The sequence below is a fragment of the Paracidovorax sp. genome (assembly GCF_057642795.1).
On the sequence record NZ_JBXYZY010000029.1, the window covers coordinates 1 to 12284 of the forward strand.

General features: G+C 66.5%; 10 protein-coding genes. 2 read left to right on the plus strand and 8 right to left on the minus strand.

All coding sequences use genetic code 11. The annotated features are described in order from the left end of the window. Positions 1-271: 271 nt before the first annotated feature. The 7 genes from gshB to AC3A84_RS11260 all read right to left on the minus strand — a co-directional run bounded on the left by gshB (position 272) and on the right by AC3A84_RS11260 (position 9965). The gene (gshB, locus tag AC3A84_RS11230) at positions 272-1222 is read right to left on the minus strand and encodes a glutathione synthase (RefSeq protein ID WP_487970060.1); all 951 of its coding nucleotides are present in this window, start codon (positions 1220-1222) and stop codon (positions 272-274) included. A gap of 234 nt (positions 1223-1456) precedes the next feature. After that, positions 1457-3325, minus strand: coding sequence for a potassium transporter Kup (locus tag AC3A84_RS11235; protein ID WP_487969709.1), 1869 nt, complete (start codon positions 3323-3325; stop codon positions 1457-1459). Between the two features lie 182 nt (positions 3326-3507). Further along, the gene (gene gshA, locus AC3A84_RS11240; RefSeq protein ID WP_487969710.1) at positions 3508-4803 is read right to left on the minus strand and encodes a glutamate--cysteine ligase; all 1296 of its coding nucleotides are present in this window, start codon (positions 4801-4803) and stop codon (positions 3508-3510) included. Between the two features lie 116 nt (positions 4804-4919). Next, positions 4920-6386 carry a TrkH family potassium uptake protein gene (locus AC3A84_RS11245; RefSeq protein WP_487969711.1) on the minus strand — a complete coding sequence of 489 codons (1467 nt, stop codon included), beginning with the start codon at positions 6384-6386 and terminating at the stop codon, positions 4920-4922. 12 nt (positions 6387-6398) lie between these two features. Further along, positions 6399-7856 carry a Trk system potassium transporter TrkA gene (trkA, locus tag AC3A84_RS11250; RefSeq protein ID WP_487969712.1) on the minus strand — a complete coding sequence of 486 codons (1458 nt, stop codon included), beginning with the start codon at positions 7854-7856 and terminating at the stop codon, positions 6399-6401. An 85-nt stretch (positions 7857-7941) separates the two neighbouring features. After that, positions 7942-9222: a glutamate-5-semialdehyde dehydrogenase gene (locus tag AC3A84_RS11255; RefSeq protein WP_487969713.1), complete on the minus strand. Its 1281-nt coding sequence runs from the start codon at positions 9220-9222 to the stop codon at positions 7942-7944. Between the two features lie 53 nt (positions 9223-9275). Further along, a complete protein-coding gene (locus AC3A84_RS11260) occupies positions 9276-9965 on the minus strand; it encodes a dienelactone hydrolase family protein (RefSeq protein ID WP_487969714.1) in 690 nt (229 codons plus the stop codon). Positions 9966-10126: 161 nt separating this feature from the next. Here AC3A84_RS11260 and AC3A84_RS11265 point away from each other — a divergent pair, with 161 nt between their 5' ends. After that, positions 10127-10891: an SDR family oxidoreductase gene (locus AC3A84_RS11265; protein ID WP_487969715.1), complete on the plus strand. Its 765-nt coding sequence runs from the start codon at positions 10127-10129 to the stop codon at positions 10889-10891. Further along, positions 10891-11529, plus strand: a complete 639-nt coding sequence (locus tag AC3A84_RS11270; protein WP_487969716.1) for a MarC family protein — start codon at positions 10891-10893, stop codon at positions 11527-11529. The genes AC3A84_RS11265 and AC3A84_RS11270 overlap by 1 nt, the downstream gene beginning before the upstream one ends. A 14-nt stretch (positions 11530-11543) precedes the next feature. On the opposite strand, the gene AC3A84_RS11275 is transcribed toward AC3A84_RS11270, so the two are convergent. After that, positions 11544-12083, minus strand: a complete 540-nt coding sequence (locus AC3A84_RS11275) for a hemerythrin domain-containing protein (protein ID WP_487969717.1) — start codon at positions 12081-12083, stop codon at positions 11544-11546. Between the last annotated feature and the right edge of the window lie 201 nt (positions 12084-12284).

Here is a 12284-nt window from a genome sequence, read left to right on the forward strand (position 1 = left end):
AGCGAAGCCTTCGATTATAACAGCATTTTTTAAACACCGTCAAGACCGAAGGTCTTTATTTCACTTCACAGAACCGATCGCATCAGCAATCAACCCCGTCCAGCGAAGCCTTGAATTCTACACCGATTTTTCAACCAGTCGCAACTCAAAATCAACCTTTTTTCAGCATTTCCGAAGCTCCTTTCGTTGCCTCGACAGCGTCAAGAGAGCTAGTGTATGACAACTTCAAGACGGTTTCAGCCATCTGGCGCAATTTTTTCGCGTTGTGCCGTCAGGCTCCCTTCAGGGCCTCTTCCAGCGCATCTATATAGAGAGAGGCGACATCGCACCCGGTCTGGTCATGGATCTCCTGGAAGCAGGTGGGGCTGGTGACGTTGATCTCGGTGACGCAGTCGCCGATGACGTCCACCCCCGCCAGCAGCAGGCCGCGCTCCTTGAGAACCGCGCCCAAGGCTTCGCCGATCTCCTGATCGCGTGTAGTCAGGGGGCGTGCCACGCCCTTGCCACCTGCTGCCAGGTTCCCGCGCACTTCGCTGCCCTGGGGGATGCGCGCCAAGCAATAAGGAACCGGCTTGCCGCCGATGATGAGCACGCGCTTGTCGCCCTCGGCGATCGCCGGCAGGAATTTCTGGACCATCACGCTTTCGGCGCCGTCCTTGTTCAGGGTTTCGATGATGCTGCCCAGGTTGAGTCCGTCGGACTTGACCCGGAAGATGCCCATGCCGCCCATGCCGTCCAGCGGCTTGAGGATGATGTCGCCATGTTCGGCATGGAAGCGGCGGATGTCCTGCGCATCCCGCGTGACCAGCGTGGGGCCGATGAATTGCGGGAATTCCATGATCGCAAGTTTTTCGGGATGGTCCCGCAGCGCCCGGGGCTTGTTGAAGACGCGGGCGCCATCGCGCTCGGCCTGCTCCAGCAGATGGGTCGCGTAGAAATACTCGCTGTCGAAAGGCGGATCCTTACGCATCAGCACCGCGCCAAAGTCTGCCAGGGCCGCAGCTTTAGGGGCCTGAGCCGTGTACCACTCGTCAGCCTGGCCGGTGAGCGTGATGTCTCGCACGGTGGCGGTCACACGCCCTCCCCGTTCCCAGTGCAGGTGCCGGGGTTCACACACCGCCAGAGTGTGGCCGCGCCTGTGCGCCTCCCGCATCATGGCAAAGGTCGTGTCCTTGTAGATCTTGAATTGCTCGATGGGATCGGCGATGAAGAGGAGTTGCATGGTCATCCGGAAAGAGGTTCGGGCCGACGCGTCGCGCGCCGCTGGCCCTACTGTTGCACAAGTGGCACCACTTTGCCGGCCAAGGGCTGACCGAGGACCATCATGCGGGATTTGCTACTGAATTGATAGCTGACAGCCTTCATACCATCAGGACTCAAGGCTGAAAACGCCCCAAAACTGCCAGCATGGCACTGAATGAAGAAGGCCCCGCCCCTCGGCGCAAGGGCCTCACATTCAAATTTCGATCTTGGAACCCAGTTCCACCACCGCGTTGCTGGGGAGGTTCAGGAAACTCGCCGCGCCACTGGCGTTGTGGTGCATCTGGGCGAAGAGCTTTTCGCGCCACGGAGCCATGCCGCTGCCGATGGTGGGAATCACAACATCGCGCGACAGGAAGTAGCTGGTGGTCATGGCGTCGAGTTCGCAGCCCCGCCCACGCATGGACTCCAGCGCCCTGGGCAGGTCGGGGTCGTTCTTGAAGCCGTAATGGACGACCACCTGCCAGCAGTCGCTGCCCAACGGCTCGACCTGCAGCCGCTTGTCCAGCCCGACCCACGGGGTTTCGTGGCTGCGCACGGTGACGAAGAGGTTCTGCTTGTGCAACACCTTGTTGTGCTTGAGGTTGTGCAACAGCGCGTTGGGCACGGAGCCTGGTTCGGCGGTGAGGAACACCGCCGTGCCCTCCACCCGCATCGGAGGGCTGATGAATACCGCCGTGAGAAAGTCCCGCAGGTCGAGCGACTCTTCCCGGAGCTTGTCGTTGAGCAACTCGCGGCCCCGCTTCCAGGTCATCATCAGCATGAACAGCACGGCGCCGATCATCAGCGGGAACCAGCCGCCCTGGAACAGCTTGAGCAGGTTGGAGGTGAAGAAGGCGATGTCCACCAGGAAGAAGAAGCCCGTGGAGAGCACGCACAGCGCCAGCGGATAGCGCCAGCCATAGCGGATGACGAAGAAGGTGAGCACGGTGGTGATCAGCATGTCCAGCGTCACCGCGATGCCGTAGGCGGCCGCCAGATTGCTGCTGGAGCGGAACATCACCACGGCCAGCACGATGGCGACGAACAACCCCCAGTTCACGAAGGGCATGTAGATCTGGCCGGTATCGCGCACGCTGGTGTGCTGGATGTTCAGGCGCGGCAGGTAGCCCAGCTGGATGACCTGCTTGGTCACGCTGAAGGCTCCGGTGATGAGCGCCTGGGACGCGATCACCGTCGCCATGGTGGCCAGCACCACCAGCGGGATCAGCGCCCAGTCGGGCGCCATCAGAAAGAAGGGATTGCTCACCGCCTCGGGCTGGGCCAGCAGCAGCGCGCCCTGGCCGAAGTAGTTGGTGACGAGCGCCGGCATGGCGACGCCGAACCAAGCCAGACGGATGGGCTTCTTGCCGAAGTGGCCCAAGTCGGCATAAAGCGCCTCGGCCCCCGTCACGCACAGCACCACGGCCCCCAGGATGATGAAACTGATGCCGGGGTCGTTCCAGATGAAACGCAGCGCATGGTGCGGGCTGACGGCACCCAGGATCTCTGGGTGGCCCACGATGTGCGGAACGCCCAGCGCCGCGATGGAGCAGAACCACACCAGGGTGACCGGCCCGAAGTACCGGCCGATGCCCGCCGTGCCGCGCTTTTGGACCGCGAACAGGCAAAACAGCACGACGAGCGTCAAGGGGATCACCGCCGTGCGGAAGTGCGGCGAGACCACTTCGAGGCCTTCGACGGCCGACAGCACCGAGATCGCCGGCGTGATGACGCCATCGCCATAGAACAGGCAAGTGCCGAAGATGCCCACGCCCAGCAGCACCGCGCGTAGCTGGGGCTTGTCCTTCACCGCCTGGGACGCCAGCGCCAGCATGGCGATCAGTCCACCCTCGCCGTTGTTGTCGGCTCGCAGCACCAGCACCACGTATTTGATGGAGACGATGACGGTGAGCGTCCAGAACAGGATGGACAGCACGCCGTAGACGTTGGCGGGCGTGAATGGCACGTGGCCGGAACCGAACACTTCCTTGACCGCGTAGAGGACGCTGGTGCCGATGTCGCCGTAAACGACGCCGATGGCGCCCAGCGTGAGCGCTGCGAGCGAGGATTTGGAGCTTTGCACTATGGAGACCCGGCCACGCCTGCCGACGCCTCCGGGTTGCTGTTCTTGCGGGGACCGCTATTGTGCGCCGGGTCCCCGGTGGCGCATGGATCGGCGATGGCTTGTTGCACAGCAACAACTACCCACGATTTCCTCTGGCTTGCCGCGCCCGCACGTGGCAGGGGTCGCCGGTTGCGGGTGGCTCAGTCGTACACCTCGGCCTCGGGGTCGGTGGCCTCCAGCTCGTAGCTGGCGGCCAGCATGGCCAGACGCGCGACCACCCCATACATATAGAAGCGGTTGGGTGCGCTGGCCCCGGGGCGGGCGCCAGGCTGGGGCATCTGGGTGCTGTGCTTGAAGGCCAGCGGCACGAAGCTGGCACCAGGGGCATTGAGGTTCTCGTCCACGCCGCGCTCGGCATGCATGCGGTAGAAGCCGCCCACCACGTAGCGGTCCATCATGTACACCACCGGTTCGGCCACGGCCTCGTGCACGCGCTCGCGGGTGAGCACGCCCTCCTGGATGATGAGGTCGTGCACGGTCTGGCCTTCCTTGATGCCGGCCAGCTTGTGGCGGGCCTTGCGGTTCAGACCGTCGAGGTCCTTGGCGTCGCGCACCGTGATCACGCCCATCCCCTGGGTGGCGTTGTCGGCCTTGACGATGACGAAGGGCTTCTCGTTGATGCCGTATTCCTTGTACTTGCGACGCACCTTGGTCAGTTGCGCGTCCACGGCACTGCGCAGCACCTCCATGCTGGCGTCGTCGTCGAAGTCCACGCTCTCGCAGCGGCTGAAGAGCGGGTTGATGAGCCAGGGGTCGATGCCCAGCAGCTTGCCCAGGCGCTTGGACACCTCCTCGTAGCTCTGGAAGTGCCGGCTCTTGCGGCGCACGGTCCAGCCCGCGTGCAATGGCGGCAGCAGGTATTGCTGGTGCAGGTCTTCCAGAATGCCGGGCGCGCCGGCCGAAAGATCGTTGTTCAGCAAGATGGTGCAGGGGTCGAAGTGCTTGAGCCCCAGCCGGCCCTTGGTGCGTATGACCGGCTCGAGCGTCACCGTCTCGCCATGGGGCAGCGTGACCACGGTGGACTTCTTGATCTCGGGGCTGATGGAGCCCACGCGCACGTTCAGGCCGGCCATGTTGAAGATGCGCTGCAACTGCAGCACGTTCGACAGATAGAACGTGTTGTTGCAGCGGCTCTCAGGAATGATGAGCAGATTGCGCGCCTCGGGGCAGATCTTCTCGATCGCGGCCATCGCCGCCTGCACTGCCAGCGGCAGCATCTCATTGGTCAGGTGGTTCCAGCCGCCGGGAAAGAGGTTGGTGTCCACGGGCGCCAGCTTGAAGCCGGCGTTGCGGATATCCACGGAGGTATAGAACGGCGGCGTGTGCTCCATCCACTCCAGACGGAACCAGCGCTCGATAGCGGGCATCGAGTCGAGGATGCGCTGTTCAAGCTCGTTGATGGGCCCCGTGAGGGCGGTGATGAGATGCGGAACCATGGAAGCCCTCGGGGATTGGCGGGGAAATGGATCGATGCCGGGGATTGTAGGGAGGACACGTGGGGCCGGATGCGCAATCCGCAAGCCCGAGCCGCCTCGCCCGCACGGTCACCCCATCACCGCCGCCAGAAGGCGGGCGTGAGCAAGGCCATGAAGCTCAGGATTTCCAGCCGCCCCAGCAGCATGGCGAGGTTGCACACCCAGAGCTGGAAGTCCGTCAGTACGGCATAGGAAGACGCCGGACCCAGCTGGCCCAGGCCCGGCCCCATGCAATGCACGCTGGCCAGGATGGCCGAGAACGCGGTGACCGGGTCCAGGTCGGTCAGCAGCAGCACCATGCTGAGCGTGAGGATGGTGGCGCCATAGACCAGCATGAAGGCCAATACCGAGAAGATCATGCGCGGGTCCACCACCCCATCGCCCAGCCGGACCGGCTGCACGGCGCGCGGATGCACGATGCGGGTGAGCTCGCGCCGCGCCTGCTTGAGCAGGATCAGCATGCGCACCATCTTGATGCCGCCGCCGGTCGATCCCGCACTGGTCGCCACGCCCGAGAGCAGCAGCATGAAGATGGGAGCAAACACAGGCCAGGCGAGGTAGTCGGTAGTGGCAAAGCCCGTGGTGGTGGCCACCGATACAACGTGGAACATGCCGTAGCGCAGCGCGTCGGACAGCGTATAGACGTTCTTGGCCCAGAGCAGAAGCGCCACCACCAGCCCCCCGCCGATCAGCGCCATCATGGTCGCGCGCATCTCCGCGTCACGCCAGAAGCCGCGCAGCGTGCGCTTGCGCACGGCGACGAAATAGAGCGCGAAGTTGCAGCTGGCCAGCAGCATGAACACCACGGCGATGACTTCGAGCAGCGGCGAGCGGAAGTGGGCGAAGCTCAGGTCGTGGGACGACAGCCCGCCCAGGCTGACCGTGGTGAACATGTGCATCAGCGCGTCTTCCGGCGTCATGCCGGCCGCCCAGTAAGCCAGCGCGCAGGCGACCGAGAACAACACATAGACGCCCCAGAGGCCCTTGGCCGTCTCGGTCATGCGCGGAGTGAGCTTGGTGTCCTTCACCGGGCCGGCCGCCTCGGCCTTGAAGAGCTGGCTGCCGCCCACGCCCAGCAGGGGCAGCACGGCCACGGCAAGCACCAGGATCCCCATGCCGCCGATCCACTGCATGAAGGTGCGCCAGAGGTTGACCGAGAGCGGCAGCGTATCGAGATGCGTCATCACCGTGCTGCCGGTAGTGGTCAGCCCCGAGACGGCCTCGAAATACGCATGCGTGAACGATAGCGGCCGGCCCAGCTGGTGCGTGGCTAGCAGCAACGGCAGCGCCGCGAAGAGGGGCAGCACGACCCACACCAGAGACACCAGCATCACGCCGTGCCGCGGCAGCAGCTCGCGGCTGTGGTGGCGGGTCTGCAGCCAGAGCACGCCGCCCGCCAGCCACGTCGCCAGCATCGAGAGCGCGTACAGGCTCCAGAGTCCGTCGTGGCGCCACCACGAGGCGGCCAGCGGCACGGCCATGGAGGCGCCGAACATGCACAGCAGCACGCCGAGCACCCGCAGGACGGGAAAGATGTCTGCCATGGCCCGCCAGATTCAGAAGAAGGTGGCGCTCACGCGGAACACCTTCTCCACGTCGCGCACCAGCCGCTTGTTGGGCAGGAAGAACACCACGTGGTCGTTGCTTTCGATCACCGTGTGGCTGCGCGGGATGATGACCTCGGGCTGCGCATCGCCCACCGCGTCTGCCCCGCCGTCGTCGCGCAGGCCGCGCACGATCAGGCCCATGTGGACCTCGGGCGGCAGGTGGATCTCACTGACCTTGCGGCCCACCACGCGCGAGCTCTTGCGGTCGCCGCGCGCCACGATCTCCAGCGCCTCGGCCACGCCGCGCCGCAGGCTGTGCACGGCCTGCACGTCGCCGCGCCGCACATAGGCCAGCAGCTCGCCCAGCAGCGCCTGCGCGGGCGAGAGAGCGATGTCGATCTGCGTGCCATGCATCAGGTCGGCATAGCTGCGGCGATTGATGAGCGCCAGCACGCGCCGCGCGCCCATGCGCTTGGCCAGCAGGCTGGCCATGATGTTGTCCTCGTCGTCGCCGGTCAGGGCCAGGAACAGGTCCACCTCCTCGATGCCCTCGTCGCCCAGCAAGTCCTCGTCGGTGGCGTCGCCCTGCAGCACCAGGATGTCGGAAGGCAGCTTCGCGGCCAGGCTCAGGCAGCGCTCAGCATTCGATTCAATGATCTTGATGTGAAAGCGCCCCTGCTGCGCGAGTTGCCGTGCCAGGCGCTGGCCCACGCGGCCGCCGCCGGCCACCATGATGCGGCGCACCGGCCGCGCGGGCTGGTCGTCCCGGCGGTGCAGCGCGGCCAGCACCTGCGGAATCTGCTCCCGCGCCGACAGCACGAACACCTCGTCGCCCGGCTCCACCCGCGTATTGCCCTCGCAGGCGATGAAGCGGTCGGGCTCTTCGGGGAAACGGCGGTAGATGGCCACGATGCGCATGGCCACCTCGGGGGCCGACTCGCGCATGGCGGCGATACGCATGCCCACCATGGGCGCGCCGTGCAACGCCCGCACCGACACCAGGCAAGCCAGGCCGCCCGCGAACTGGCGCACCTGCAGCGCTTCGGGGAACTCCACCAGTTTGGCGATGTAGCGGGTGAGCGACTCTTCGGGGCAAATGATGCGGTCCACGCCGAAGCCGTCCTTGCCCAGCAGCAGCTCGCCCTGCTCGGCATCGAAGCCGGAGGAGCGCACCCGCGCGATGCGCGTGGGCACGTTGAAAAGCAGCTGCGCAATCTTGCAGCAGACCAGGTTGGTCTCGTCCTGCGCGGCACAGGCGATCAGCAGGTCGGTATCGCGGGCACCGGCTTCGGCCAGCACCTGCGGGTCGATGCCGTTGCCCACCACACCGCGCAGATCGAAGCGCGACTCCAGATCGAGCAGTCGTTCGGCATCGGTGTCGATGACGGTGATGTCGTTCTGCTCGGAGACCAGGCTCTCGGCCACGCTGTGGCCCACGCGGCCGGCGCCCAGGATGATGATCTTCATGCGCGGACTCCGGCAGGGCGGGCGAACGCCAGCGGCGACTCCCTCGGGAGGACGGCGCACAGCGCCTCAGGAGGGCATTTCACGTTCAAGCGCGCACTTCGCCTTCGCCCAGCACCACCCACTTGAGCGAGGTCAGGCCCTCGATGCCCACCGGGCCGCGGGCGTGGAATTTGTCGGTGCTGATGCCGATCTCCGCGCCCAGGCCGTACTCGAAGCCGTCCGCAAAGCGCGTGCTGGCGTTGACCATCACGCTGGCCGAATCCACCTCGCGCAGGAAGCGCTGCGCGTGCATGTGGTCGCGCGTGAGGATCGCATCGGTGTGGTGGCTGCCATAGCGGTTGATGTGGCGAATCGCTTCGTCGAGGCCGTCCACCACCTTGATGCTGATGATGGGCGCAAGGTACTCCTCGGACCAGTCCTGCTCGGTGGCGGGCGTCAGCAGCGCGCCGGGCACGTCGGTCAGCAGGGCCAGCGCCTCGGGGCAGCCGCGCATCTCCACGCCCTTGGCGGCATAGACCACGCCGATCTGGGGCAGGAATTCGGCGGCCACGCCGCGGGCCACCAGCAGGCCTTCGCTGGCGTTGCAGGGGCTGTACTTGTTCGTCTTGGCGTTGTCGGCCACTTTCACGGCCATGGCCACGTCGCAGGGGTGATCGACATACGTGTGGCAGTTGCCGTCCAGGTGCTTGATGACGGGCACCTTGGCATCGCGGCTGATGCGCTCGATCAGGCCCTTGCCGCCGCGCGGGATGATGACGTCCACGTAGTCGGGCATGGCGATGAGCTGGCCCACGGCCTCGCGATCGGTGGTCTGCACCAGCTGCACCGCGTCTTGGGGCAGGCCGGCCTCGGCCAGCGCCGCTTGCACCAGCAGCGCCAGCGCGCGATTGGAGTCGATGGCCTCGGAACCGCCGCGCAGGATGCAGGCGTTGCCGCTCTTGATGCTCAGGCTCGCGGCCTCGATGGTCACGTTCGGGCGGCTCTCATAGATCATGCCGAACACGCCGATAGGCACGCGCATCTGGCCCACGCGGATGCCGCTGGGCTGCTGCTTGAGCCCCGAGATCTCGCCGATGATGTCCGGCATGGCGGCCAGCTGCTCGCAACCCTGGGCGCAGGTTTCCAGCACCTTGGGGCTGAGCTTGAGGCGGTCCACCATGGGCTCGGCCAGGCCTGCGGCGCGGGCACGCTCCAGGTCGCGGGCGTTGTCCCCCTGCAGCGCATCCACGCTCTCGCGCAGGCGCCGGGCCAGCGCCAGCAGCGCTTTGTTTTTGATAGCAGCAGGCGCCCGTGCCATCAGGGCAGAGGCGGCTTTTGCCTGCAGACCCAGGCTATGGGTGTATTCGGCGATGTTGAGCGCGTTCATGGGCATGATTTTGACGCACTCCGCAGCCGGGCGCCCGGCTGCGGGCTTCTGGCTCAGCGCAGGTGGCGGGACAGGAAGTCCTGCGAGCGCTCGGCGGCCGTGGCGGCGGCGGTCGCTTCGTAGGAGCTGCGCTGGTCACAGTTGAAGCCGTGGTCGGCGTCGTACAGGTGGATTTCGACCTCGGGATGGACGCAGCCGAAGGCCTCGACCGAGTCGAGCGTGATGAAGTGGTCGCGCCGGCCGAAGTGCGCCAGCACCGGGCAGCGTGGCTGGCGCTTGACCTCCTCGCCCATCGTCATGCCGCCGCCGTAGTAGCAGAGCGCAGCCGACAGGCCCTGCAGTTCGCAGGCCGCGCGCCAGGCGAGCAGGCCGCCCCAGCAGAAGCCCACGATGCCCACCTTGCCGCCGCCGAGCTGTGCGGCATGCCCGATGGCGGCCTGGATGTCGGGCAGCACGCCGGCGCCCGGCAGCGCCTCGGCCTGAGCCTTGAGCGCGATGCCGTCTTCCATGTCCTGCGCGCTGTAGCCCAGCTCCACATCGGGCTTGACGCGGGCGAACAGGGCCGGCGCCACGGCGGCGTAGCCCTGCGCGGCCCAGCGCTCGGCCACGCTGCGGATGTGCGAATTCACGCCGAAGATTTCCTGCAGCACCACCACGCCGCCGCGCGGCGTGCCTTCGGGCATTGCGACCCAGGCGGGTACGGTGAAACCATCAGCGGAAGTGAGATCGACGAACTGACCCATGGACTTGGCTCCTTGGAAGGCGGAAATGAGGGAGGAAAAGCAGGGAAGATGGCGGGCGTGGCGGCCAACAGCCGAAGCGCCCGGGCCCGCGATGCTGTAATGCCGTGCAGCACGGCCGGCGCGCCCCGCAGGCCCCTCATTCTTGCAGCAGGAGACGGCACATGAACGACAGCAACCGAATAGCCCTTGTGACTGGCGGCAGCCGGGGCATAGGCGCGGCCACCGCCGTGCTGGCTGCGCGCCAGGGCTGGGCCGTGGCCGTCAACTACGCCCGCAACGCCGAGGCCGCCCAGACCGTGGTGCGGCAGATCACTGCAGCGGGTGGCACGGCCATCGCCGTGCAGGGCGACGTGGCCGTGGAGGCCGACGTGGTGGCGATGTTCGCCGCCGTGGACGAACAACTGGGCCACCGGGGCCGCCTGGGCGCGCTGGTCAACAACGCCGGGGTGGTGGACATGCCCGCCCGCGTGGACGAAATGAGCGGCGAGCGCCTGCGCCGCATGTTCGACATCAATGTGCTGGGCAGCTTCTACTGCGCCCGCGAAGCCGTGCGCCGCATGAGCACCCGGCACGGCGGCGCAGGCGGCAGCATCGTCAACGTCTCCAGCGCGGCGGCGCGGCTGGGCTCGGCCGGGCAGTACGTGGACTATGCGGCGGCCAAGGGCGCCATCGACGTGCTGACCCTGGGCCTGGCGCGCGAGGTGGCGGCCGAGGGCATCCGCGTGAACGCCGTGCGCCCGGGGCTGATCGAGACCGAGATCCATGCCAGCGGCGGCCTGCCCGACCGCGTGCGCGACCTGGCACACCAGGTGCCCATGGGGCGCGGCGGCTCCGCCGAGGAAGTGGCCGAGGCCATCGTGTGGCTGATGGGCGATGCCTCGCCCTACACCACCATGTCCTTCCTGGAAGTCTCTGGAGGCCGCTGATGGACTGGATCAAGCCGCTGATCGCCCTGCTCGCGATCGTGAACCCGCTGGCCATCGTGCCCTTCTTCATCCACTACACCACCGGCTTTTCGGCGGCGCAGCGGCGCCGCACGATCCAGGTGGCGGCCTTCAGCGCCTTCTGCGTGATCGCCGCATGCGCGCTGCTGGGGCTGCAGATCCTGGCGTTCTTCAACATCTCGCTGCAGAGCTTCCAGGTGGGCGGCGGCCTGCTGCTGCTCATCAGCGCGATGAACATGCTCAACGCCCAGCCGGCCGAAGCCAAGCCGATGACCAACGAGCTGGAAGAAGGCGCCGAAAAGGCCGCGCAGGGCGACAGCATCGCCGTGGTGCCGCTCACCATTCCGCTGCTGACCGGCCCGGCCAGCATGTCCACCGTGGTGATCTACGCCGACCGTGCGCAGACCATCTGGCAGCACCTCGCGCTGGTGGGCTACGGCGTGGTCATCGCGGCGGCCACGGCCCTGTGCTTCTCGCTGGCCGAGCCCATCGCCCGCGTGCTGGGCAAGACCGGCATCAACGTGATGACCCGGCTGATGGGGCTGATCCTGGCGGCCCTGGCCGTGGAGGTGATGGCCGACGGCCTGGGCAAGCTGTTTCCGGTGCTGGTCGCGCGCTGACCGAGGCTGCGCGGTCAGGCCGGCACGGCGTCGTGAGGTGCGGCGGCCGCGGCCCCGGTGCGGTGGTGGCCTTCGTCGCCCCCGCTGGAACACGCGCCGCCACAGCCCTCGATCAGCATCTCGGGTAGTTCGGCCGGCGCCGCAACCAACCCAGTGGCAGGGTCGAACCCCACGCGGCGCAGGTGCAAGGCCAGCGCGGCATCCATGCTCTGGGTGTGCTGCGGAAACCAGATCGCCAGTTCCGACGCCATCGCGCGCAGCACGTTGAGTTCGCCGTGCTTCTCGGCCCGCTCGGTGCCCTCTCCCAGCACCTGCAGGATCACGCGGTGCTGCATGGAATGGCAGTTGCCGGATGCGAAGCGGGTGCTCTGCATCCAGCGGTCTTCCTGGCCGAAATGCGCCACCGTGTGTTCGAAAAGCGCATGCCAGGCGGGCAGCAGCGCCGCGTCATCGGCCTCCTGCACGGCTGTCAGCAGTGCGACGAACTCCTGATGGGTCGTATCCATCAGGGGCAGATCCAGCGCCAATCCTTCTGACCATTCCAATCCAGCCATGGCTTTCCCCATCCTTGTTGCAGAGGCCCACCGATGGTGGCGAGACCAGTGCCCCAGCTTAGGGAACAGCCGTGGACGGAGCTTTGATCCAGATCACAAGGTCACCGCCGTTTTCCGCAGGGCGCGCGAGGCGACGACGGTTCAGCGCCTTGGCCCGCCCCCCTGCCAGCTCATGGCCCCAAACCCGGTTCGTATTCGACA

Excerpts from the sequence above, each read along its gene's own strand:
- AC3A84_RS11270 (WP_487969716.1), top strand. The coding sequence starts at position 10,891 with ATGGACTGGATCAAGCCGCTGATCGCCCTGCTCGCGATCGTGAACCCG.
- gshB (WP_487970060.1), bottom strand. The coding sequence starts at position 1,222 with ATGCAACTCCTCTTCATCGCCGATCCCATCGAGCAATTCAAGATCTAC.
- AC3A84_RS11265 (WP_487969715.1), top strand. The coding sequence starts at position 10,127 with ATGAACGACAGCAACCGAATAGCCCTTGTGACTGGCGGCAGCCGGGGC.
- AC3A84_RS11260 (WP_487969714.1), bottom strand. The coding sequence starts at position 9,965 with ATGGGTCAGTTCGTCGATCTCACTTCCGCTGATGGTTTCACCGTACCC.
- AC3A84_RS11275 (WP_487969717.1), bottom strand. The coding sequence starts at position 12,083 with ATGGCTGGATTGGAATGGTCAGAAGGATTGGCGCTGGATCTGCCCCTG.
- gshA (WP_487969710.1), bottom strand. The coding sequence starts at position 4,803 with ATGGTTCCGCATCTCATCACCGCCCTCACGGGGCCCATCAACGAGCTT.
- AC3A84_RS11255 (WP_487969713.1), bottom strand. The coding sequence starts at position 9,222 with ATGAACGCGCTCAACATCGCCGAATACACCCATAGCCTGGGTCTGCAG.
- AC3A84_RS11245 (WP_487969711.1), bottom strand. The coding sequence starts at position 6,386 with ATGGCAGACATCTTTCCCGTCCTGCGGGTGCTCGGCGTGCTGCTGTGC.
- trkA (WP_487969712.1), bottom strand. The coding sequence starts at position 7,856 with ATGAAGATCATCATCCTGGGCGCCGGCCGCGTGGGCCACAGCGTGGCC.